Genomic DNA, 23,983 nt, shown 5'->3' with positions numbered 1-23,983 from the left:
CGCTATCTATTGCATGTTCAGCTAGTTTTTCTGATTCATAACATTGCATATTTATTTTAGTTTTGCAACACCCTCATATTGTAAGTTATGATAGATATATTCAAAAAATCGTTGATATAATTTCCTATACTATTAGCATTTTGGAGGAGCATCTTTTTATGTATTTTTAAACATTATAACGTTATATTTACTTCTCCCTTTTTTTGTGTTACGCTAAACGTGTGAAAGAGATATAAAATGAAACTTTAATGTAAGCGTATTCTTATGGCTTCTTATAGAAAAGGGTGGAAATACAATGACAGAACGATTCGTACTACGTAATGTGAAACGTGTGAACGGGGAAGAGATTGACATTGTAATTGAAAATAACAAAATCGCACAGGTGACGAAAGCTGGTGCTGGCGAGGGTGGAAAGGTTCTTGATTACTCTGGTACTTACGTATCGAGTGGCTGGATTGATTTGCATGTTCACGCTTTTCCAGAGTTTGATCCGTATGGCGATGAGGTAGATGAAATTGGCGTTAAGCAAGGGGTAACGACAATTGTTGATGCGGGTAGTTGCGGTGCTGATCGCATTGCAGATTTAGTAAAAAGTAGAGAGCAGGCAAAGACAAATTTATTTGCCTTTTTAAATATTTCTCGCATCGGTTTGAAACGAATTGATGAATTATCCAATATGGAATGGATAGATAAAGAGAAAGCGATAGAAGCAGTAGAAAAGTATAAAGATGTAATCGTTGGGTTAAAGGCGAGAATGAGTAAAAGTGTCGTTTGTGATAGTGGAATTGAACCGCTGCATGTAGCGCGCGCTTTATCTCGAGAAACATCATTACCGATTATGGTACATATCGGTTCAGCGCCTCCACGTATAGAGGAAGTTGTACCTCTTTTAGAAAAAGATGATGTGATTACACATTATTTAAACGGGAAAGAAAATAATTTATTTGATGAAGAAGGGAAACCGCTACCTGTGTTGTTAGATGCGGTGAATCGCGGCGTGCATTTAGATGTTGGTCACGGTAATGCTAGCTTTTCTTTTAAAGTAGCAGAAGCGGCGAAGTGTCACGATATTGCCTTTAATACAATTAGTACGGATATTTACCGGAAGAATCGTATACATGGTCCAGTGTATAGTATGGCTCACGTTCTTTCGAAATTCCTTTACTTAGGTTATCCGCTAGAAGAAGTGATTGATGCGGTTACGAAAAATGCGGCAGAGTGGCTTAAGAAACCAGAGCTTGGCCGTATTCAAGAAGGCGATATTGCAAACTTAACTTTATTTACGGTTAAAGATGAGAAGGTTACGTTAATTGATTCAGAAGGGGATCAGCGCATTGCTGAAAGAAGGATTGATACGAAAGGGGTTGTAATTAATGGGTCATTCATTGAATGCTAAGTACGGATTAAAAAGAGTAATTAATGCGAGCGGTAGAATGAGTATTTTAGGTGTATCTGCTCCTACAGATACAGTAATGGATGCGATGAAACATGGTGGACAAAATTATGTGGAAATTGCTGATTTAGTAGATAAAGCAGGAGACCATATTGCGAGAATTCTAGATTCAGAGGCAGCGGTCGTTGTGAATTCAGCATCGAGCGGAATTGCGCTTTCTATCGCTGGTATCGTTACAGAAGGAAATCGCCGTAAAAGTGAAAGACTTCATCAAGAAGTAATCGCGAAAAACGAAGTGATTATGTTAAAAGGTCATAACGTTCAATACGGTGCTCCTGTTGAAACGATGATTTACTTAGGCGGCGGTAAACTTGTAGAAGTTGGCTATGCAAATGAAGGGAAAGCAGAGCATATTGAAGATGCAATTGGTGAAAATACAGCAGCGATTCTGTATGTGAAATCACATCATGCAGTGCAAAAAAATATGATTTCTGTTGAAGAAGCATGGGAAGTTGCGCAGCGAAATAACGTACCGCTTATCGTGGATGCAGCAGCTGAAGAAGACATTCAAAAATATGTGAAGTATTCAGATCTTGCTATTTATAGCGGTTCAAAGGCGATTGAAGGACCTACTTCTGGTATTGTTGGCGGGAAACGAAAATATATTGAGTGGCTGAAAGTGCAATTACATTGCATTGGAAGAAGTATGAAGGTTGGGAAAGAAACAACATTTGGCTTACTTCAAGCGCTTGATGAGTACGGAGTAAAAGAAGATAAGAGCGAGCAAGAAAAAGAATTGCTACAAGTACTTATGCCGCTAAAAGAATTAAATGGTGTAAATGTAACGATCGTTCAAGATGAAGCTGGAAGAGCAATCTTTAGAGCACGTATTCATATTAACGAAAAAGAGTTAAATAAATCGGCAAAAGACGTTGTGGCTGCATTACGCGACGGGGAAATTGCAATTTACACACGTGATTACGGAGTAAGACAAGGGTTCTTTGATATCGATCCACGTCCACTTCAAGGTGATGACATACATGTAATTGAAGAAAAAATGAGAGAAATTGTAGGGGGAAACTAAAATGACAAACATTCAAAAACGTTTTTATAAAGGCCGCGTAGCATTAAATGTATTGGCAAACAATATAGAAAATGCGAAAGATATTTTTGAAGCAGCAGAAGGTTATGTAGTAGTGGGAGTGTTATCAAAAGACTATCCAACAGTAGAAGAAGCTGTTACAGCTATGAAAGCATATGGAAAAGAAATTGATGACGCTGTATCAATCGGACTAGGCGCAGGAGATAATCGCCAAGCGGCAGTTGTGGCTGAAATTGCGAAGCATTATCCTGGTAGCCATATTAACCAAGTGTTTCCTTCAGTTGGAGCGACACGTGCAAATCTTGGCGAAAAAGATAGCTGGATTAATAGTTTAGTATCGCCAACAGGAAAAGTAGGTTACGTAAATATTTCTACTGGCCCAATTAGTGCGGCTGGAGAAGAAAAAGCAATCGTTCCAATTAAAACAGCGATTGCACTTGTACGTGATATGGGCGGAAATTCATTGAAGTACTTCCCGATGAAAGGGCTAGCCCATGAAGAAGAATATCGCGCAGTTGCGAAAGCTTGTGCGGAAGAAGGATTCGCATTAGAGCCAACAGGCGGAATTGATAAAGAAAACTTCGAAACAATTGTACGTATTGCGCTTGAGGCAAATGTAGAGCAAGTTATCCCGCACGTGTACTCTTCTATTATTGATAAAGAAACTGGTAACACGAAAGTAGAAGATGTGCGTGAATTATTAGCAGTCGTGAAAAAGCTAGTTGATCAATATGCGTAAGAAAATTGCAGCGTTCGGCGAAGTAATGATGCGCCTGCAAGTACCTGGATATGAATTGTTGTCGCAAGCTAACACGTTAAATTACTCATTTTCAGGTACAGGTGTGAACGTTGTAGCGGCACTTTCTCACTTAGGGCATGAAGGGCTTCTTATTTCAACTTTACCGGAAAATTCGGTTGGAGATGCGGCTGTATCTTACATTCAAAAGTTAGGGATTCAAACTTCTCTTGTTTCAGGAGGCGGTAAATATGTAGGTATGTATTTTTTAGAAAATGGATTCGGTGCACGTGCAAGCCGCGTTACATATTCGAATCGATTAGAAAGTAGCTTCAATACGGCATCTGAAGAGATGTACCAATTTGAAGAAATTGCTAAGGAGATTGATATCGTTCATTTTTGCGGTATTACACTTGCGATGAATGATACTGTACGCCATCATATGAAGTCTTTAGCGAGAGCAGTTAAAGAAAACGGAGGAACCGTCGTTTTTGATTGCAATTATCGTCCATCACTTTGGGGAGAAGACGGATATGAACAGGCAAAACCGCATTATGAAGAAATGCTGGGGCTTGCTGATATCGTTATGATGAACGAAAAAGATGCGATGTTCGTTCTTGGAATGAAAACAGAAGAGACGGAGCGAGAAGCGCAGCTGCTGGATCTTATTCCAAAGGTAGCTGAAACGTATCATATCGCTACAATCGCTGGTACTCATCGCTCTATTAACAGTGATAATACACATTCGCTTCGCGGGTTTATATGTAAAGATGGTTCGTTAACTTTTGCAAAAACACTTACGTTTTCTGTATATGATAGAATAGGTGCTGGAGATGCTTATACGAGCGGAATTATTCATGGCGAGATAAAAGAGCTTGCACCAGAGAAAGCTGTTTCATTTGCGTCAGCAGCTGGAATGCTAGCACATACAATCGTCGGTGATACGCCAATGTCATCAGAGAAAGATATACTTCGGGCGATGACGGCATCAGTAGGTGATGTAGAAAGGTAGTGGGTGTAACAGTGAACGTAACGAGGAAAAAAGGACCATTATATTTACAAATAAAAAATATTATTCGTGATCGAATATTGCATGGCGTATATGCGATTCATACGAATATTCCTTCAGAACCGCAATTAGAAGAAGAGTTCAAAGTTAGTAAGATTACAGTGCGTAATGCGATTAAAGAACTCGCTCAAGAAGGATATTTGGAAAAGAAGAGCGGCAAAGGAACGAAAGTGATTCGTAATACTTCTGCGACAAAACTGTCAAAGGGTAAGAAATTTACAGAAGTGTTAGTGGAAGAAGGATATAAAGTACAAAAGAAATTATTAAAAGCAGAAATCGTTCATAATGAGGAAGGAACAGTGCCGTTTCGATTATTCGGTAAAGAGAGTTTTCGTATCGAGCGCCTATATATGTTAAATGATACGCCGTATATTCATTATACGCACTATTTCTCAGCTCGAATGGCGAGTACAGATTTATCGGACTTTGATTTACAATCGCTTTACGATTTAGTTGAGGACCGAGGTATACATTTAGAAAACTTCAGAGATGAATTCGCGGTTGGGCTTGCACCTAATTTCGTTGCAGAAGCGCTAGGTGAAAAAGAGGGAACAGCGTTATTAAAACGTATGCGCTATTCTTATGATGAAGTTGGCGAAGTAATTGAATATAGCGAAGGCTACTACAATACAGAAATGCAGCATTATGTAGTGAATTATGACGTATAAAAAAGAGGGGATGTCCCCTCTTTTTTTATAAAGTAAAACTTTAATTAGTGGAGGAGGGCATCACCCACTAATTATTAGCCCACACCAATCGGGATAAAAGTAAGGAGAATGAGAGATGGATATATACTTATTAATCGTCACGTTACTTGCGATCACAATTGTTATTTTAGGGGTATCATGGTGGAAATGGCATGCATTTATTAGTTTAACAGTTGCGAGTTTGTTTTTAGCTATTATGTCTGGACTGAACTTAACGAAAATAGTGGCTGCCTATGAAACTGGTGTTGGTAGTGTACTAGGTCATTTAGTTGGTATTTTGGCACTTGGAACTATACTCGGGAAAATGATGTCTGATTCAGGAGCAGGCATGCAAGTTGCAGATTTCTTTATTCGATTTTTCGGCGTAAAAAAATTACCTTGGGCTATGTTATTTGCAGGTTTTGTTATAGGGATTCCCGTCTTTTTTGAAGTAGGGATTGTTATTTTATTACCACTTGTAATTTCAATTCGAAAAACAACGAAGCAAAACATATTATTAATTGCTTTACCTGTTATTGCGGGATTATCTATCGTACATGGGCTAGTACCTCCGCATCCAGGTGCCATGACTGCAATCGGTATTTATAACGCGAACTTAGGAAAGGTACTTTTATATTCATTAATTATCGCGTTACCGACGGCTATTATAGCAGGCCCAATATTTGCAAAGTGGGTACATAAGAGGGTTATACCTGAAAATGAACCGGAGCTTGTTCGAGTTACGACAGTATCAACTGATTTGCCAAGTCGTAAAGTTTCATTCTTTATTATTTTATTACCAGTTGTATTGATGATTTTATCAGTAGTTGCACCATATATTTCATTACCGAAAAAATTAACTGAATTTTTCGTGTTTATAGGAAGTCCAGTAATCGCCTTACTTATTTCATGTTTCGCAGCATTTTATTTACTTGGTATCAAACAAGGTATTAATAAAAAGATGATTAAAAAATTAACAGATGAAAGTTTATTGCCTGTCGGTTCTATTATTTTAATAATTGGTGCAGGCGGTGGATTTAAACAAATATTAATTGAAAGCGGCGTTGGAACAGCTATTGCACAAATGGCAGAACATATTTCGTTATCACCAATCGTATTAGCTTTCATGGTAGCTGGTTTAATTCGAATTGCAACAGGTTCAGCTACAGTAGCATTAACGACAGCAGCAGGGATTGTTTCACCAGTTATTCAGCACATGTCTGGTGTGAATTTAGAGCTTCTCGTTATTGCAACCGGTGCAGGTTCATTAATGTTTTCTCACGTAAATGATGCAGGGTTCTGGCTTGTAAAAGAGTATTTAGGTTTGACGGTGAAGGAAACGTTTAAAACGTGGACGGTACTCGAGACATTGTTATCATTTATTGCATTCGGTTTTGCCCTTTTGTTGAATATGTTTCTTTAGGAGAGGAGGTCAGATTTAAACGAATAAACCCTACAGAGAAATTACATTTCCTCTGTAGGGTTTATTCGTTTTTTGTGCTTTCTATTACTTAATGGAACGGACATACTGATCTTCTCCATCGTCTTTGACAAAGACTCCTAGCTCATTCAAATCTTTGCGTAAATGCTTCTTTTTTTTCGAGTTTCCTTCTCGAAGGGCATTTCGTCTTTCATACAAAATAGTATTTATGCTTTTATTAAATCGCTCATCCTCTAATTTCCATAAGCTATACTCATGTTTATAAGGATCTTGTTCCACCCAGGGGAAGCCGTGCATTAAGAAAGTATCTTTAATTTTGCTTGGGTTAATGTCAGATGTTTCACGTAACCATTCTCGCTCTTCTTGATCAATGATAACCACTTGACGCTTATCTACAAAAACGGCTTTTACATTTGATCTGGTGATTTGTTTCTTTTGATCGTCCTTATTCACGTGAATGCTTTCCGAAGTAATGTTCATCTTTAAAGCGTCACTATAAATAATTAAAGAAAATAAAATTCCTGCAAAAACACCAATTAGCATGAGGATAATAGGAAGCCAGAAGGGGTTAATAAAATTTAAAAGTTCTATAATTTTTGAATCAGAAAAGAGAGGAATCCTTTTTATAATCTCTATTAATTTAGGTGAAAAATATCCAATAATGCCTAAAAGGATTGGGCTTACTATAGCAAGTAATTTTTCTAAAAAACCTAATCCAATGACAGATGCCTTTTTCATGTGTAGTTCATCCTTTCATATATATTTTTTTAATCAAGGCATATTTAAACAGTGAGTTTCTTCACCATTTTTATGAGCTCATCTGAGTAATTTTCTATGGATATAGATGAATTTGCCTTCAGCATTCTTTCTTCGATTGCTCCTAAAATAAATGAAGCTAATGTGTCGGTTTGGAAAGAATCGGAAAACACGCCATTTTGTTGACCAGTCTTCAAAATATCTAATAACATCGTTCTAAGAGCATCCTCCTCTTCGTCGTCTTCGATTCTGTAATAAGGAACGTTCTCTTCATTTCTTGCATTAAAGACAATCTCAATTAAGGCAATATTATTTTTGTAATGAGTTTCTTGATAAGCCAAGTGTGCTTCAATAAAAGCCTCTAGTTTATTTATTTCAGATTGAGCTAATAGTACTCGATTACTAATAAATTCATGTTGTTTGGCAACTAAAAATTGTAATGTGCGATTCATAAGGTAAAGCTTATCGTTAAAATGATAAGAAATAAGTCCGGTGCTAATCTTAGCTTTTTTTGCTACCTTCGTTAAGCTTAAGTTGTTATATCCAACCTCTTCTAATGTATCAATACATGCAAGAATAATTTGTTCACGCCTAGCCTCTGCAATAAAAGAATCAGTCACGCTATCCAACTCCTAATTTATATGATTTAAATGTATAATCAAAAAATTGATTGATCGTTCAATTAAATATTAGTAAGAAATTAAGAGTATGTCAAATGTTTTATGCTTACATCTGGATAAGGCTCATTCGCTTTTTAATAAAGCCCAATTCCTAAAACAAGCCCGTTTTTAGGTAAGCCAAGCTTCCTATTCGCCCTGAAAACATAATATAAATGGAATCCCCTCATTTAGAGCAAGGTGAACTTGTTATGAATGATACTAAAGGAGGAATAGGGTAATGAGCGAAAAGTGTGAACACAGACATGATGATTGTAACCGCAGACATGGTTGCGGAGGCGGTTTTGCGCTTCTAATCGTATTGTTTATTTTATTAATTATCATCGGTGCTAGCTGCTTCGGCGGAGGCGGCGGTTGTGGCTATGGTGGTTATGGCGGTTATGCTGGCGGCTACGGCGGATATTGCTGCTAATTATTAAAAACTATTGAAAATAGCCTTGTGCATATTGCACAAGGCTATTTTATTCATATTTTTATATGCTGTGATAATTTATTAATGTACAGAGAACGGATTAAGAAGAAGAAAATGATCTCGATAATCCCGAAAAAGGTGAGTACGATACATGTCTCTTTTAATAAGGAGAAAGAAAACATGCTTTGTAAAAACTTAACCGCAAATAATGTGTGAACACCAGCAACGATGTAAGGAACGAAAAATAAAATTCCTAATTGAATCGTTGCAGAGCGAAACATTTCTGATTCAGTTAAGCCAAGCTTTGTAATCGTAATATACTTTTGTCTTTCAGTTGTTAAGTCATTATACATACGGAAATATAAAACACTAGCTGCTCCGATAAAGAAAATAAAGCCGAGAAATGCCCAAATAAAGAATTGAGCGACTGCATTTCCTTTACTATGAACGAGTTCATCCGTAGCTGTATAAATATAAAATGGTTTAATGAAATTTTCTTCATTTTTATGTGCTTCATACAAAATTTCTGCATCATGATCTAAGCTTTTTAATATATTTTTTGTTGGGACAATTGCATTTTCCCAATTTTCCACGAAGTAGTTATAGACTGTAATTGTTTCAATATGAGGAATCATATTTTCAATTACTTCATCTTGCATCACAATTAAGTGAGGTAATGCAAAGGGAGGCTCAATTCCTCTATTAATAAAACCTTTAATTTGAAATTCCTTTTTATTAGAGCCAAGTGTAATTGTGTTCTGCTTCGCAAATGGGTTAGACACTAGATTTAATAACGCTGGTGAATAGCGAGAAATATTATAAACTTGTGAAGAATCGAGAGTGATTTTTGGTCTGTTTAATTGCTGTGCTATTGCGTTATAATCACTCATTTTCATAATGGCAATTGATTCTTTTGAAGCTGTATCTTTTAAAACGGTAAACTTATATTTGTCATATTGAAAATTAGCATTTGTAAGTTCAGTTTCAATCGTAGTAATATGCTTTTGTTCAAATGCATTAACACCTTCTGATGTATAGGTGAATGGTATTGGATATCGTTCTAGTATGGGTGCTTTCGTATTATTGTTTGCAGCAAATAACCCGATAATAATTGTAAATGCAAGTGCAGATAGCATAGAAACAATAAAGAGTACATTAATATTACTGCGTGTACGAGAAACTAAATCTGAAATCCATAACATATTTATTTGTTTTAAGTAAAACTTTCTTCGTTTCTTTAAAATATAGATAAAGAGAAGAAATGTTTGTGAAAAAAATAAATACGTCCCAATCACTACAAGCGGTAAAATAGATAGCATAATTAAGAATACAGATCCATTTTGTGCATTTTTTTCCGTTATGTAGCCTTGCGGATAACCGGCAATATAATAACATAGTCCTAAACAAGTTAAAGCAAATAGTGAAATGAGTATAGATGGTTTTTTTTCGCTCTTCTCTTTGTTAACACCCTTAATAAGCTTCGTTGTTTTTCGAGTACGAATAAACATTGGTGTAAATGTAGAAACGATTAAAAATAAAATGATAAACGTTACGGTTGTAACGATAATCGCTTCTGTTGGCCAATATAAATAGAGACCTTTCGCGTTTGTTAATTTCGAAGTGACTAATAAGAAAAAGTTAGAAAATACAAGTCCACCTTGAATGCCGATAAAGATGGATAATATCCCAATTATCATGTTTTCGGTAAATAACAATCTTTTTAATTGTCTCTGTGAGATGCCAAGAATAGTGAGTATCCCGAATTGCTGCTTCCGCACATTTAAAAATGTTCCAATTGAATATAAGAGAAAGAAGAACGAGAACATAACAATCACAAGCTGTGCTGTACTAGCTAAATTCATTAGAGGATCACGTTCTTGAAAGCTTTGTACACTCTGTAAGCGTGGATGATACGCGTATACAGTAAATGAAAAGAAAACCATGATAGAAAACGCACTACTTACAAAGTAGGCGAAATATGCTTTTGAATTACGTGAGACATTTTTAAATGCGAATTGCCAAAACGTCATCCACGTCTTCCTCCTAATAAGGCTAGAACATCTAATATTTCTTGATAAAACTTCTCGCGATATAATCCGCGGTGCAGTTCATTGTAAAGCTCTCCATCTTTAATGAAAATAACACGGTTACAATAACTTGCTGCAAACGGATCGTGCGTAACCATTAAAATCGTTGCATCTTCTTCTTTGTTTAATTTCGTAAATAACTCCATTACATCAATAGCGGCTTTTGAATCCAGGTTCCCTGTCGGTTCATCGGCTAGTAAGAGAGAAGGGTGATGAATAACAGCACGTGCTACTGCAGTACGCTGTGCTTGTCCTCCAGAAACTTCAAAAATACGTTTGTCCAAAATATGATCAATTCCAAGCTTTTTTGAAATGTTATCAAGCTTTTCATCCATTTCTTTTAATGGAACATTATCTAATGTTAAAGGTAGTACGATATTTTCACCGATTGTTAGTGTATCTAGTAGGTTAAAGTTTTGGAAAACAAATCCTAACTCTTGGCGGCGGAAAATAGCTAACTTCTCTCTACGAAATGTGTGTGGTTTTTTTCCGTTAATAACGACGTCACCAGAAGTAGGAGAATCAATTGTAGAAATAACGTTTAAAAATGTAGATTTCCCGCTACCAGATGGACCCATAATGGCAACGAATTCCCCTTTATCTACGTGTAAATTTATATTTTTTAAAGCAGTATGAGGGACTTTTCCCTCATATACTTTTGAGACGTTTTTTATGTGTAATACTTCTTCCATAGTAATCACCTTTCTACTTTTAAAACTTAATATGTTGTGATAATTTTTGCATATAAAAGGAACGAATTAAAAGGAAAAATAAAATTTCAACTGTTCCAAAAATCAACAGTACGACTGTAATCTCAGCGAAGAACGAGAGATGTAAAACTTCTTGTAGCATCTTTGTCGCAAACATCGTATGGATTGACGCCATGATGTAAGGCACGAAGAAAAGAATCGCAAGCTGAATTGTCGCTGAACGTTTCATTTCAGTTTCAGTTAAGCCAATTTTCGTAATCGTTATATATTTTTCTTGCTCATTTGTTAAATCTGTATACATTCGGAAGTAAAGAACACTACCAGCACCGATAAAGAAGATAACACCTAAGAAAGTACCAATTAAGAAGAACGAAGCGACATTTAGTTTTGTCTTATATAGGGAATCGCTCGCTTCACTTGCATGGAAAGGTGGATGCTCTGCTTGAATTGCTGCATTATCGTTATCAATTTTTGTTATAAACGATGAACCGATATTATGTGCTTTTTCCCAATCTGTAACTTTGAAGTTATATACACTCATTTGTTTGGAAACTGTGGATAAGGATTCTACATTTTCATCAGATAGTATGAGTAATTGGTATATTAAGCTGTTTGGGAATGGGCTATAACTTTTATATTCTTTCACTTGTAGTTGTAAATTGTTTTGAGTAAGTGTAAGAGTATTTTTCTTTTCTTCATTGTGAAGTGTTCCAATAACTTGATCATCTAAGTCTTTCATAAGAATATAAGATTCATTCTTATTTACCGTGAGTTTTTCCCAATTTAATGCTTTAGCAAGTACATTATAGTCACTTTGTTTAATTGCGTAATAGAGCTGCGTGTTATCTTCAGCTGAAGATACCTCATATATATCCGTTTTAAATTTTGTATAAGTAAAGTGCTCTTCATTAAATTTCTGCTCTAACCAGTTTAAATGTTCATCAGCTAATGTATTTTCAGTATGCGATAAATACGTAAACGGGAAAGGGTTCTGTCTAATTGCATCAAACTTTGTAAATTTCCCAAAACCGTATAAGAATGTAATCATTGTAAAAGCGAGTGTTGATAGCATCGCTACAATAAAGAGCATGTTAATGTTTGTCCGAATGCGCGCTGCTAAATCCGAAATCCAAAGCATATTAATTCGTTTCATATAAAACGTTCTTCGCGTTTTTAAAATACGAATAAGTAAAAAACTAATTTGTGAAAAGAAAAAGTATGTTCCAGCTGCAATAAGCGATGGGATGACAAATATACTAGAGACGGCATATAAAAGCCCAATGATGTCACCTAGCGACATAAAATACAACGGATTTGCGGCTAACGCATATCCACATATTAAACACGTCGCACCAAATAGAGAGATGAGCACGGATGCTTTTCTTTCTTTTTGTTGTGTTCCTTCTTTTAAAAGACGTACGGCTTTTCTCGTACGAATGAGCATCGGTGTAAAAGATGATACGAGAATGAAGAGCCCAAGAAAGATGATGATAGTTAAAACGATAGCACTTGTAGGCGGATATAAATATAAACCAGGTACGTGTGTAATTTTGGCGGTAACTAATAAAAAGAACTGTGAAAAGACAACTCTAAGTTGAATGCCAAAAAATATAGAAAGAGCACCAATTAACATATTTTCTATAAATATGAGTCGCTTTAATTGTTTTTGAGATATGCCAAGTACTGTTAAAATCCCGAACTGTTTTTTTCGTACTTTTAAAAAGGTCCCGATTGAATACAGTAAAAAGAAAAATGAAAAGAACACAATGACAACTTCTGAAATTGTCATTAATATGTTCAGAGAATAATTCACGTCTGTCATATGCAATTTAGGATGAAATAAATAAACTGCAAATGAGAAAAAGATTGCAATGGAGAACGCACTGCTTACAAAATAGGCGAAATAAGCTCTGGCGTTCCGCGTCACGTTTTTAAATGCAAACTGCCAAAATGTCATTCACCTGAACCTCCTGATAGGGTGAAGATGAGAAGAGCATAAGAAATACTCTTTTCATCAAGTTTGTTTTAAATATTTTGTCCACTCGTGTATTGTGATAATTTTTGCATATAAAGTGAACGAATGAATATGAAAAATACAATTTCAACGAATCCAAAAATAATAAGAACGGCTGAAACCTCTTTGAACAGAGATAAACCAATTACATCTTGTAGCATTTTTGTTGCGAACATTGTATGAATGGATGCCATAATGTACGGAATGAAAAATAAAATACTAAGTTGAATGGTTGCAGATCGTTTCATCTCTGTATCTGTTACACCGATTTTAGAAATCGTTATATATTTCTCTTGTTCGTTCGTCAAATCCGTATACATTCTAAAGTAAAGAACGCTACCAGCTCCAATGAAGAAAATAACTCCTAAAAATGTCCCAATTAGGAAAAATGCAGCACTGCCTGATGTTATTTTGTATAACGATCCTGCTGATTCAAAGGAACGAATAAGAGGTCCTTCATACTGGGATTTATTTCGATCTTTTTGCACTTTTTCTATAAAATTATCAGCAATTTCATATGTCTGTTCCCAGTTTTGAATTTTGTAATTGTATGCTGATATATGCTTTACGGTGCTAGGTAAGTTATTTACGATAACATCAGGCAAAACTATCGTTTGATATGAAAAGCCAGATGGAATTGCATTCACATGCTCATAGCCTTTCACTCGTAATTTCGTATTTGTACTAGAGAGTGTAATGTAATCTCTTTTGTAGCTTTGCTCAAATTCGTTGAATATGGTGTTATAAGATGTCCCTGTTAGCACATATGCTTCGTTATCATCCATAAATAGTTGTTTCATTCGTAAAGAATCTGCAAGTTTGTTATAGTCACTTTGCTTAATTGCGTATACGTCATTATAAATAGCTATATCTTTATCTTCTTTTAGTGGTGTTTCATATATATCAGCTTTTATTTTTTGATAGGGGAAATGCTCTTTTTGTAATTGTTGCTCAAGCCAATTTAAATGCTCTGTAACAAAAGGGTTCGCATCATAAGAAAAATAAGAAATTGGAAAAGGAGAAGTTCTATTCACCTCTAGCTTAATAAATTTCCCGAATCCATATAGAAACGTAATCATTGTGAAAGCAATTGTAGATAGCATCGCTACAATAAACAGCATATTAATATTCGTTCGAATACGGCTTGCTAAATCCGAAATCCAAAGCATATTAATCCGTTTCATATAAAACTTCCTTCTTTTCTTTAAAATATAAATAAGTAAGAAACTAATTTGTGAAAAGAAGAAATATGTTCCAATTGTAACAAGCGTTGGGATAACGAAAATACTTGAAACCATATATATAACACCGATTTGCGGGCTTACTGATACGAAATATTTAGGATTTCCAGCGAACGCATAACCACCAAATAAACAAATCGCACCAAATAATGAAACAAGTATGGATGGTTTTCTTTCTTTTTGTTTTCCACCATTTGTTTTTAAAAGGTGTACTGCTTTTTTTGTACGAATAAGCATTGGTGTGAATGCAGATACAATGATAAAAAGACTAAGGAAAACAATGGTTGTTAAAATAAACGCGTTAGTAGGCCCGTATAAATATATTCCTGGAACATGCGTAAGTTTGGCTGTTACTAATAAGAAAAATTGAGAAAAAACAACTCCAAACTGCATGCCGAAAAAGATAGATAAAATCCCGATTAACATATTCTCCATAAAAATAAGACGATGTAATTGTTTTCTCGATATTCCTAAAATGGTCAAAATACCAAATTGTTTTTTTCTAACTTTTAAAAAAGTACCAATGGAATATAGTAAAAAGAAGAAAGAGAAAAATACAATTACTACTTCTGAAAATATCATTAATGCTGAAATTTCATAGGTCATGTCAAAGTTTTGTAATTTCGGATGGAATAAGTAAACAGCAAACGAAAAGAACACAGCAATGGAAAAGGAGCTACTTACAAAGTAAGCAAAATAAGCTCTTGAGTTGCGCGTGACGTTTTTAAATGCAAATTGCCAAAATGTCATAGATTATACCTCCGGCTAGAAGATATAGAAGTAATTGTATTGCAAAAAATGTATGAGAGTGAGTTCTCATACATTTTGCTTGCATATGTTACGATCATGCTTCGGTCACCTTCTCCGTATGTTCTGCTTGATTATTTGCAGCGTTGTGGAAGATGATTTTAATCGTCGTTCCTTTACCAACTTCAGAATCTAGTTTGACAGAGTGACCTAAATAATCACAAATTTTACTTACAATATAAAGTCCCATACCAGTAGATTCTCCGAATGCGCGACCGTTTTTCCCAGTGTAAAATGGTTCAAATACTCTTCGAATATCTTCTTGCGGAATACCAACACCTTCATCGCGAACTTCTAAAATAATATCTTTTCCGTTTCGGTAAGCAGATAAGAATACTTTCTTTCCGCGTTCCCCAGAGTAACGAACAGCATTTGTCATTAACTGATAGATGATAAATTTTAGCCATTTCGCATCAGAAGCAACTTTTAAATCAGAATGGACTTCTAAAACAGGGAAGACACCATTACGAATGAATAGTTCTTTTAATCCGTTAATATTTTTTGTTACCGTATCTTTTAATGAAATCGTCTCGACATGGAAATCTTCATGGAAGTTATTTAACCTAGCCATGTATAAAGCCATATCAAGTCCTTGGTTTAGACGCTCTAATTCTTTTTTAAACTTTGGAATTAAATGCTCGTCTTCCATTTCTAGCACCATAAGCTGCATAACAGAAACAGGTGTCTTCATTTGATGTACCCAATGGTTAATGAATAATTGATGTTCTTGTTGTTTTACTTCATACGATTGTAGTTCTTTTTGGAAGAGGCGGTACTGCGTACGCACGAGTTCATTGACACCGTGAGGCATCGGAGCAGTCGCTCTTTCAATAAACGCATCTTCCATTTTTTCTGGTTGCTCACTTAATCTATGGTACATTCTACGATTGCGAACGTAACGGTAAGCGAGGAAACAAATAAATAAATATAAACTTAAAACGACGAAGTAAAATTTATTGTTTTGAAATCCATCTACTGCATCATAAAGAACGAAAATGATACCGAAGTTTAAAACGTACAGTAGGAAAAATGCAAAATGATCACGTAAAAATAGCTTCATGCTTATTCACTCCAAGTTGCGTTAAAGCGATATCCAAGTCCACGTACTGTTTCAATAGAGTTCTCAATGCCAAGCTCATTAAACTTTTTACGAAGACGCGTAATGTTTACGTTTAATGTATTTTCTTCAACGAAGCTCTCGTCATCCCAAAGCGCAGCTAATAAATCTTCACGGCTCGCTGTACGAGGGAATTTAGATAATAACATTTCAGCTAAAATAGCTTCTTTCTTCGTTAAAAGAACTTGTTCAGATCCGAAGTGAATTTCAGGACGTTCTGGGAATAGTTTTAAACCTTCTACTTCAACGATACGTTCAGAAATATTTGGTGCATAATCACCGTAAATACGACGTAATTGTCCTTTAATTTTCGCCATTACAACATCGTAGTGGAACGGTTTTGTAATGTAATCATCCGCACCGCTTTCAATTGCCATAATTTGTTCCATCTCACCAGCACGAGCTGAAATGAAAATAATTGGACAAGTAGATTCATGACGAATTTGACGGCACCAGTAGAAACCATCGAATTTCGGTAAGTTTACATCAAGTAAAACAAGATGTGGTTTCACAGCGTTAAACGATTCCATAATATCATCGAAATTCTCCGCTACCACAGCCTCATAACCGTACTTCTGAATGTGAGATTGCAGTAATGATGAAATATTTGGATCGTCTTCAACGATTAAAATTTTATACATATGTATATTCCTCCTCAAAAAAACAATTGTAGCTATAGTGTATCATGTGTTTCAAGTCTTTTCATTATGTTGAAAGATAAGCTAGTAAACAGTATAGGTTAAAAGTGAGAAAAGTAAAAAGGGCGCTGGATACAATTGACAAATAACGGTAATCATTTTAACATTTAGATAAATATCTAAATGTCTAATTATCGAAAGGAAGAAAGACATTGAATCAAGCATTCAAAGCATTAGCAGATCCAACAAGGCGAAAAATTTTAGACTTATTAAAAGAAGGTGATCTAACCGCTGGTGAGATTGCTGAACATTTTAATATGACAAAACCCAGTATTTCACACCACTTAAGCGCACTTAAAAATGCTGAACTTATTCAAGATGAAAAGAAAGGGCAATTCGTTGTGTACTCTTTAAATACAACGGTCTTTCAAGATTTATTGACTTGGGTGTTTACATTTACGAATAAGGGGGAAGAGGGGAAATGAAAAAGCATCTTTTTGCAATCTTATTAATTGTTATAACTTGTTTAGCTTGGGCGTTTGCTTGGCCACATTTACCGGATACAATTGCAACGCATTGGAGCGGCGGTAAAGTAGATGGATATTCTTCTAAATCGTATGGAATGCTTTCTATGGTTGGAATTATGATTGTTTTATATATTTTTCTAAACGTGTTACCAAAGATTGATCCAAAGAAAGCGAACTACGAGAAGTTTTCTAAAGCTTTTATGATGATGAATAACGGGATACTACTGCTACTATTTGTAGGGAATATAGATATTATTACAAGTGGATTAGGATACAATTTATTCATTAATCGCGTGCCGGAATTATTAGTGGGTATTTTATTTATAGTCATCGGAAACTATTTACCACAATGTAAACCAAACTACTTTGTAGGTATAAAAACACCGTGGACATTAAGTAACGAAGAAGTGTGGAGAAAAACGCACCGTTTTAGCGGAAAGGTGTTTGTTGCATTGGGGATCATTATGATTTTAAGTGTTTTTGCACCAGTGGCGTGGAAATCTTTCGTAATGGTTGGAATTATTATTGGTGCAGTAGGATTAACGATGGGATATTCTTATGTTGCTTATAAAAAAGAAATAGGGGCCTAATAAAAAATTATGGGGGAGAGAGGATGAAAAGACACGTATTACCATGGAGTTTAATTATTGGCATTGCAATTGGATGGTATATTGTATGGCCATATTTACCAGAACAAATTCCACGCCATTATAATGCAGCAGGAGTAGTAGATGGATATTTTTCTAAAATAGAAGCAAGTTCATTCTCGATAGGTAGTATGGTAGTGCTCTATATGATATGGCTAGTTTTTGGATTCATAAAAGATAAGTCTACACAGCAATCCAAAGTTCTTTCAGCGATTAATTATGCCATTCTCTTTATCGGATTTGGATGTAACATATTTGCACTATTAGCAGCGTCTAATTATATTGCATCGGGCTCAATTGCATTTAATTTTGGACTTGGAACATTGTTTCTTGTACTAGGTAATTACATGCAACAAACGAAGCCGAACGGGTTAGTAGGCATTCGAATGGACTGGACATTAGAAAATCCTGTAGTTTGGAGAAAAACACATAGATTTGCTTCGAGGGTATTTGTAATAGGTTCACTTTGTATATATGCCGGGGCTTTGCTTCCAGATCCATTTAATATTTTTATGGGGATTGGAATCATATTAATATGTATTATCGTATCAACAATAAAGTCATATAGTATTTATAAAGAAGAGTTGAAAATGTAAATAAAGCTGCTTTTCCTTTTAGGGAAGAGCAGCTTTGTTTTTTTATCACTTCTTCAAAACCGGTATCCAAATTTCACTTTTAAAGTTTGGAGAAGATATGTCTTTCTGTTCATTCCACAATACTTCCGGTCCTTCCGCTAGTTCATAGTTCGAAGAAGGGAACCATTCAGAATAAATGCGCCCCCATACATTTTGTAGTGCATCAGGAAATGGACCGACAGCTTCGAATATAGCCCATGTTGAAGCTGCGACTTCAAGTTGCGCGAATTGCTCTGGATAATCCTTTGTTGTGGCTACTCCAATATAGTGATCAAGTTCTCCTTTTTCCTCCATTCTTCCTTCAGAAAAATTAGTAGAAGCACTAATAATTCCATTAGGTTCAATGTTTGAAAGGGACTTTAATGTTTGAATAGACTCTGGGTTTAAACTTTTCCACATAGAAGCAATTTCTTCATTTACACCGTTAAAAACGATTGGTACTCGTTTTGTAATACCTATAATTCGAAAGGGCTCTTTTTCTTCAATTCGATAGTTCATTTCATTTCCTCCTAGAATGGATAATTGGAAGGTCATTGGTGAATAAGCCTTCAAAGAATGGCTACTATTTCGGGCCTCTGAAGGTGTTATACCGTGCAAGTTTTGAAATGCACGAGCGAATGAATCTGGTGAGTTGTATCCATATTTTATAGCGATATCAATGACTTTTACATTGTTGTTTTTTAGTTCAAAGGCAGCGAGAGTAAGACGTCTACAGCGAATATATTCTGATAGTGATATGCCAGCTAAAAAAGAAAACATTCTCTTGAAATGATATTCGGAGCAGTAAGCTATTTTTGCGACTTCTTTAAAATCAATTTCATGTGTAAGGTTGTTTTCGATATACTGCATTGCAGCATTCATATTTTTAAGTGAATCCATATTATGACCTCCTCTGTACATAGAATAGCAGGAACGAAATAGCTCCATCCGACATTTCGTGCACAACTTTGTAGGTGCATTTTTTACCTTACAAAATTGTAATGTTCCTGTAAGGAGAATGAATGGATGGTATGATATCCCAATGTTATAGTAACAAAGTACTTTAATTCATTACGTTAACTTTTTGATTTCTTTACTTATGTGCCTTACATAACTGTCATGTTTGTGTAAGAAACATCGATAGTGGCAAGAGTAGAGAGTGTATATAGTTGAAAATAGAGAATAGATGAAATGAGGGATGTCGAGATGAAAACAGTGCTAGAAGCAAAAAATATTGAAAAAGTATATGACACGGGTGGTAATAAATTTGCAGCGTTAAAAGGTATTAACTTACAAGTAAAAGAAGGTGAGTTCGTTGGAATTATGGGACCTTCTGGTTCTGGTAAGACGACTCTACTAAACGTTCTTTCTACAATTGATAATGCGACGAACGGTGAAATTTTAATTGATGGAAAAGATATCGTAAAAATGAATGACGATAAGTTAGCGTTATTCCGCCGCGATCATTTAGGTTTCATTTTCCAAGATTATAACTTATTAGATACGTTAACGGTGAAAGAGAATATCGCTTTACCACTTGCGTTATCAAAGGTGAAAGCGAGTGAGATTGATCGCCGCGTTCTTGAAATCTCAAAGAAATTCGGTATTGATCATATTTTAAGTCAGTTCCCATATCAAGTATCTGGTGGACAGAAGCAGCGCTGCGCAGCATCACGTGCGATTGTTACGAATCCAAGTATGATTTTCGGAGACGAGCCAACTGGAGCGCTTGATTCTAAATCTGCAACAGATTTACTTGAAAGTATGAAGTCGTTAAACGAATATGATAACTCAACAATTTTAATGGTAACGCATGATGCATTTGCAGCAAGTTATTGTAAACGAGTTATTTTCATTAAAGATGGTGAACTATATAAAGAATTGCACCGCGGTGAATCGACGCGTAAACAGTTCTTCCAAAAAATTGTTGACGTAATGTCTTCTATTTCTGGAGGTATGGCTGATGACCTTATCTAGCATTGCCCTCCGCAACATACAGCGGAACTTTAAAGACTACTTTGTATATTTCGCATCTATGATTTTTAGTATCGTTATTTATTTTACATTTAAAGCACTGCAATATAATTCACAAATGGAAAAAGCAGCAGAAGCTTCAAAAAAAATTAGCGGAGCGTTCCAAGTTTCCAGTGTGATGCTTATCATTTTCGTAGCAGTGTTTATTATATATTCGAACGGATTTTTTACACGTAAACGTAAAAAAGAAGTTGGCTTATATTCGTTATTAGGTATCCGTAAAAGACAAATTGGTAAAATGCTCTTTTATGAAAATATGTTAATGGGATTAATGTCTTTAATTATCGGTATTGCGATTGGTAGTGTTCTTTCAAAATTATTCCTTGAACTGCTAGTAAGCATGATGGGATTAAATTTAAACGTTCATTTTGAAGTGCCGATGGCTGCCATTATTGATACAGCACTTATTTTCTTTGTGATCATTTTATATACATCACTTCAAGGATATCGTTTAATTTATCGCTTTAAGCTAATTGAACTTTTCCGCGCAGAACGTGAAGGAGAAGCAATGCCAAAAGGATCTGTCATTATGGCATTAATTTCAGTTGTCTTAATCGGTTCAGGTTATTTCTTAGCATTAATGTTCATGAAGGCAGTTAAATATGCAGACTTTATGGCAGTTGCACTTTATATTTTACTGGCAACAGTATTAGGTACGTACTTACTATTTATGTTCTTTACAGTATTTGTATTGAAACGTGCAAGAACGAATAAATCATCGTTTTATAACGGTATGAATATGGTAACGACGTCACAGCTACTATATCGTATTAAAGGAAATGCAAAGTCACTTGCTACAATTTCTATTTTAAGCGCGGTAACATTAACAGCGGTTGGTACGTCAGCTACGATGTATTACAACACATTTACGCAATCAAAAGCAGTAGCACCATATAGCTATTCTTATGAGAAGAAAGATGCAGAATTAGATAAGAAAGTAAATGCGATTTTTGCAGAAGAGAAGAAAAATCACCCGATCCAAGAGCAATTTGAAATTGAGACAGTTCCTGTAAAAGGGAAGTTTGAAGGAGATAAAGTTGATTTCATCTTTAATATGAACTACAGTATCTCAGAGAAATATCAATTTATGTCTCAATCTGAATTTAATAAGCTTGCTAAGAAAATCGACGCAGAAACAGTGAATGTAGCTGCTGATGAAGCATTTATATATGATAGTTCGTATATTGAAGGACATGAGTTTAGTCCACAATATAAAGGAAACAAAGCAGTATTCCAAATTGGGAACGAAACGAAGCAGTTAAAAATCCAAGGTGCAAATGACGTTGCGATTACAAATTTAGGTGAATTAGTTGTTGTCGTTTCAGATGAAATGTATGAACAAGCGAAACAAGCATTTGGAACACGTATTGTAAAAAATATTGATGTGAAAGATGAGAAAAACAGTAAAGTGTTAACGGAAAAATTAACAAAAGTGATGCCAGCTGGTGAATCAGAAATGGTGTTATCATTTAGAGATTTCTATACTGGTTTCCATATGGGGCTTGAAGGAACAGGATTAATGATGTTTATTGGAATGTTCTTAGGGCTTGTATTCTTACTAGCAACAGGTTCTATCATTTACTTTAAACAATTAACAGAAGCAAATGCTGATCGTGAGCGTTATGTTGTACTTCACAAAATAGGGGTCACAAAACAAGAAATGAAAAAAGCTATTGCAAAACAAGTAAGCTTTATCTTTGCGATTCCGTTAGTAATCGGAATCCTGCACAGCTTGTTTGCATTAAAAGGTTTAGGGAACATACTACCATTTGAAATTATGATTCCGCTTCTCATTAGTATTGGAGTATACGGCGCGATTTATATTGGATATTACTTCTTAACGGTTCGTTCTTATTATAAGATCGTGAGTGCGAAGTAATAAGGGGCAGCTATCGCTACACGCGATAGCTGTTTTTTTTATTCTTCATAAAATCTTAAGAAACTTCCTCAATTTTTATTAAGAAACGATAGTTATACTTAGACACAAGTTAAAAACTATCGAACGAATGAGGAGAGGTTTACATGCAGCTCATTACATTTTTACATGAATTTATAAAGCATCCAAAACATACTGGTGCAATTGCGCCAAGTTCAAAAATATTAGCAAAGAAAATGGTCGATGTAATTGATTTTATTTAATAAAGCGAAATGTATTGTAGAGTTAGGGCCTGGCACAGGGGTTTTTACGAAAGAGATTATGAAGAGAAAAAAGAAGGAAACAATATTTCTTCTTATTGAAATTAATGAAGTATTTTTCAAAGAATTAAAAAGAAAGTTTAAAGATGAGCAGAATGTCATTGTTGTACACGGTTCAGCTGAAAATATAAAGAAGTATATGGAGGAGCTCAATATAGAATGCATTGATTACGTTTTATCAGGGTTGCCTTTCACTTCTTTACCAGAAGAAGTTTCAAAGCGCATTTTAAATAATGCGATGGAAGCGATACATGAGAATGGTGAATTCATTACATTTCAATATTCACTTGTGAAAAAAGGGTTTATACAGCATTTCTTCCCTGAAATTACACTAGAAAAAGTATGGCTCAATTTCCCGCCAGCCTACGTCTTTAGTTGCAAAAAAGAACTAAGGAGAGCGTATGCATAATGGAATTACATGAATTATTATCCTATATCGAGCAATACGGTTATTGGGCATTATTTTTCTGTTTATGGTTAGGTATTATCGGTATGCCAATTCCAGATGAAATGATTGTTATGAGTGGTGGTTTCGTATCTTCAGTAGGTATATTAAGTGTTGTTCCTTCATTTGTATTAACATATTTAGGTGTTGTATCAGGGCTTTCTTTAGGATATATATTAGGGAAGGTATTTGGCACGAAGGTACTCCATAAATTGATGAAAAAGAAAAAAGCGAAGTATTTAATAAAATCACAAGAAATGGTTGATAAATACGGACAGTACGCGTTAGTTACAAGCTATTTCATACCAGTTGTAAGACATATCGTGCCGTATTTAGTTGGAATGAATAACATGTCATTTAAGACGTATGCTTTGTATTCTTATACGACAGGATTTGTTTGGACACTCGTTTACTTTGTGCTAGGTTCTTTATTTGGACAACATATTGAAAGAATTGTAGCAGTTGCGATAGAGTATGGTTTGTATTTTGGCGGAAGTATTGTATTGATTGTGAGTGTGTTTTATTTATATAGACAAAAAAGAAATACAGTGATGAGTAAATAAAGGAGGCGAAAGCCTCCTTTTATTATTAATATGGATTCATTTATTGAAGTTCGGATGCAAAGCCCTGTTAC

Annotated in this window: 22 protein-coding genes and 1 pseudogene; 14 read left to right on the top strand and 9 right to left on the bottom strand. The window is 35.2% G+C overall.

What is annotated here, in order from left to right; all coding sequences use genetic code 11:
- Positions 1 to 295 precede the first annotated feature (295 nt).
- The 6 genes from ACQRBL_RS24295 (at position 296) to gntP (ending at position 6,409) form a co-directional block, all read left to right on the top strand.
- On the top strand, positions 296 to 1,396 hold the full coding sequence (locus ACQRBL_RS24295; RefSeq protein ID WP_023523248.1) for an amidohydrolase/deacetylase family metallohydrolase: 1,101 nt from the start codon (positions 296 to 298) through the stop codon (positions 1,394 to 1,396).
- Positions 1,374 to 2,477 carry a DgaE family pyridoxal phosphate-dependent ammonia lyase gene (locus ACQRBL_RS24290; protein ID WP_023523247.1) on the top strand — a complete coding sequence of 368 codons (1,104 nt, stop codon included), beginning with the start codon at positions 1,374 to 1,376 and terminating at the stop codon, positions 2,475 to 2,477. Before ACQRBL_RS24295 ends, ACQRBL_RS24290 begins: the two co-directional genes overlap by 23 nt.
- Position 2,478: 1 nt before the next feature.
- Positions 2,479 to 3,234: a 2-dehydro-3-deoxy-phosphogluconate aldolase gene (gene dagF, locus ACQRBL_RS24285; RefSeq protein ID WP_000181907.1), complete on the top strand. Its 756-nt coding sequence runs from the start codon at positions 2,479 to 2,481 to the stop codon at positions 3,232 to 3,234.
- Complete coding sequence (locus ACQRBL_RS24280) at positions 3,227 to 4,243, top strand: sugar kinase (protein WP_411995726.1); 1,017 nt, start codon at positions 3,227 to 3,229, stop codon at positions 4,241 to 4,243. The genes dagF and ACQRBL_RS24280 overlap by 8 nt, the downstream gene beginning before the upstream one ends.
- On the top strand, positions 4,243 to 4,968 hold the full coding sequence (locus ACQRBL_RS24275; RefSeq protein WP_000539259.1) for a GntR family transcriptional regulator: 726 nt from the start codon (positions 4,243 to 4,245) through the stop codon (positions 4,966 to 4,968). Before ACQRBL_RS24280 ends, ACQRBL_RS24275 begins: the two co-directional genes overlap by 1 nt.
- Before the next feature lie 115 nt (positions 4,969 to 5,083).
- Positions 5,084 to 6,409, top strand: a complete 1,326-nt coding sequence (gntP, locus tag ACQRBL_RS24270; RefSeq protein WP_000356187.1) for a gluconate permease GntP — start codon at positions 5,084 to 5,086, stop codon at positions 6,407 to 6,409.
- Between the two features lie 84 nt (positions 6,410 to 6,493).
- On the opposite strand, the gene ACQRBL_RS24265 is transcribed toward gntP, so the two are convergent.
- Together ACQRBL_RS24265 and ACQRBL_RS24260 are read right to left on the bottom strand one after the other, a co-directional pair.
- Positions 6,494 to 7,165, bottom strand: coding sequence for a YqeB family protein (locus ACQRBL_RS24265; RefSeq protein WP_000710352.1), 672 nt, complete (start codon positions 7,163 to 7,165; stop codon positions 6,494 to 6,496).
- Between the two features lie 44 nt (positions 7,166 to 7,209).
- Positions 7,210 to 7,803: a TetR/AcrR family transcriptional regulator gene (locus ACQRBL_RS24260; RefSeq protein ID WP_000132248.1), complete on the bottom strand. Its 594-nt coding sequence runs from the start codon at positions 7,801 to 7,803 to the stop codon at positions 7,210 to 7,212.
- A gap of 277 nt (positions 7,804 to 8,080) precedes the next feature.
- Here ACQRBL_RS24260 and ACQRBL_RS24255 point away from each other — a divergent pair, with 277 nt between their 5' ends.
- The gene (locus ACQRBL_RS24255) at positions 8,081 to 8,272 is read left to right on the top strand and encodes a YjcZ family sporulation protein (protein WP_001290392.1); all 192 of its coding nucleotides are present in this window, start codon (positions 8,081 to 8,083) and stop codon (positions 8,270 to 8,272) included.
- A gap of 53 nt (positions 8,273 to 8,325) precedes the next feature.
- Here ACQRBL_RS24255 and ACQRBL_RS24250 read toward each other — a convergent pair whose 3' ends face one another.
- The 6 genes from ACQRBL_RS24250 to ACQRBL_RS24225 form a co-directional block, all read right to left on the bottom strand.
- Positions 8,326 to 10,302 (bottom strand): FtsX-like permease family protein, encoded by a 1,977-nt coding sequence (locus ACQRBL_RS24250; RefSeq protein WP_000144950.1) that lies wholly within the window; start codon positions 10,300 to 10,302, stop codon positions 8,326 to 8,328.
- On the bottom strand, positions 10,299 to 11,051 hold the full coding sequence (locus ACQRBL_RS24245; protein ID WP_000393250.1) for an ABC transporter ATP-binding protein: 753 nt from the start codon (positions 11,049 to 11,051) through the stop codon (positions 10,299 to 10,301). Before ACQRBL_RS24245 ends, ACQRBL_RS24250 begins: the two co-directional genes overlap by 4 nt.
- 19 nt (positions 11,052 to 11,070) lie before the next feature.
- Entirely contained in the window at positions 11,071 to 13,026 is a 1,956-nt protein-coding gene (locus ACQRBL_RS24240) for an FtsX-like permease family protein (RefSeq protein ID WP_411995727.1), read from the bottom strand.
- Positions 13,027 to 13,094: 68 nt separating this feature from the next.
- A complete protein-coding gene (locus tag ACQRBL_RS24235; protein WP_411995728.1) occupies positions 13,095 to 15,074 on the bottom strand; it encodes an FtsX-like permease family protein in 1,980 nt (659 codons plus the stop codon).
- A gap of 94 nt (positions 15,075 to 15,168) precedes the next feature.
- Complete coding sequence (locus ACQRBL_RS24230) at positions 15,169 to 16,191, bottom strand: sensor histidine kinase (protein ID WP_000765341.1); 1,023 nt, start codon at positions 16,189 to 16,191, stop codon at positions 15,169 to 15,171.
- A gap of 2 nt (positions 16,192 to 16,193) precedes the next feature.
- On the bottom strand, positions 16,194 to 16,889 hold the full coding sequence (locus ACQRBL_RS24225; RefSeq protein ID WP_000276738.1) for a response regulator transcription factor: 696 nt from the start codon (positions 16,887 to 16,889) through the stop codon (positions 16,194 to 16,196).
- A 209-nt stretch (positions 16,890 to 17,098) separates the two neighbouring features.
- Here ACQRBL_RS24225 and ACQRBL_RS24220 point away from each other — a divergent pair, with 209 nt between their 5' ends.
- The 3 genes from ACQRBL_RS24220 to ACQRBL_RS24210 are packed head-to-tail and all read left to right on the top strand — an operon-like array spanning position 17,099 to position 18,656.
- Positions 17,099 to 17,371, top strand: coding sequence for an autorepressor SdpR family transcription factor (locus ACQRBL_RS24220; protein ID WP_001070531.1), 273 nt, complete (start codon positions 17,099 to 17,101; stop codon positions 17,369 to 17,371).
- The gene (locus tag ACQRBL_RS24215) at positions 17,368 to 18,003 is read left to right on the top strand and encodes an SdpI family protein (protein ID WP_000716363.1); all 636 of its coding nucleotides are present in this window, start codon (positions 17,368 to 17,370) and stop codon (positions 18,001 to 18,003) included. The genes ACQRBL_RS24220 and ACQRBL_RS24215 overlap by 4 nt, the downstream gene beginning before the upstream one ends.
- Before the next feature lie 23 nt (positions 18,004 to 18,026).
- Complete coding sequence (locus ACQRBL_RS24210) at positions 18,027 to 18,656, top strand: SdpI family protein (protein WP_000820672.1); 630 nt, start codon at positions 18,027 to 18,029, stop codon at positions 18,654 to 18,656.
- Positions 18,657 to 18,701: 45 nt separating this feature from the next.
- On the opposite strand, the gene ACQRBL_RS24205 is transcribed toward ACQRBL_RS24210, so the two are convergent.
- Positions 18,702 to 19,574, bottom strand: a complete 873-nt coding sequence (locus ACQRBL_RS24205; RefSeq protein WP_411995729.1) for an AraC family transcriptional regulator — start codon at positions 19,572 to 19,574, stop codon at positions 18,702 to 18,704.
- A gap of 306 nt (positions 19,575 to 19,880) precedes the next feature.
- Between ACQRBL_RS24205 and ACQRBL_RS24200 the strand changes: the two genes are divergently transcribed.
- From ACQRBL_RS24200 to ACQRBL_RS24185, 4 genes and pseudogenes are all read left to right on the top strand, one after another.
- A complete protein-coding gene (locus ACQRBL_RS24200; RefSeq protein ID WP_000859655.1) occupies positions 19,881 to 20,651 on the top strand; it encodes an ABC transporter ATP-binding protein in 771 nt (256 codons plus the stop codon).
- Complete coding sequence (locus ACQRBL_RS24195; protein ID WP_411995730.1) at positions 20,638 to 22,587, top strand: ABC transporter permease; 1,950 nt, start codon at positions 20,638 to 20,640, stop codon at positions 22,585 to 22,587. The genes ACQRBL_RS24200 and ACQRBL_RS24195 overlap by 14 nt, the downstream gene beginning before the upstream one ends.
- A gap of 143 nt (positions 22,588 to 22,730) precedes the next feature.
- Positions 22,731 to 23,313: pseudogene (locus tag ACQRBL_RS24190) on the top strand (class I SAM-dependent methyltransferase).
- Positions 23,313 to 23,912 (top strand): DedA family protein, encoded by a 600-nt coding sequence (locus ACQRBL_RS24185; protein ID WP_000418942.1) that lies wholly within the window; start codon positions 23,313 to 23,315, stop codon positions 23,910 to 23,912. The pseudogene ACQRBL_RS24190 and the gene ACQRBL_RS24185 overlap by 1 nt, the downstream one beginning before the upstream one ends.
- Positions 23,913 to 23,983 lie beyond the last annotated feature (71 nt).

The organism is Bacillus sp. AF62, from assembly GCF_050312695.1.
Classification (GTDB): Bacteria; Bacillota; Bacilli; order Bacillales; family Bacillaceae_G; genus Bacillus_A; species Bacillus_A cereus.
The sequence above is the reverse complement of the archived record's forward strand: the minus strand, read 5'-3'. Positions and strand labels throughout refer to the sequence as shown.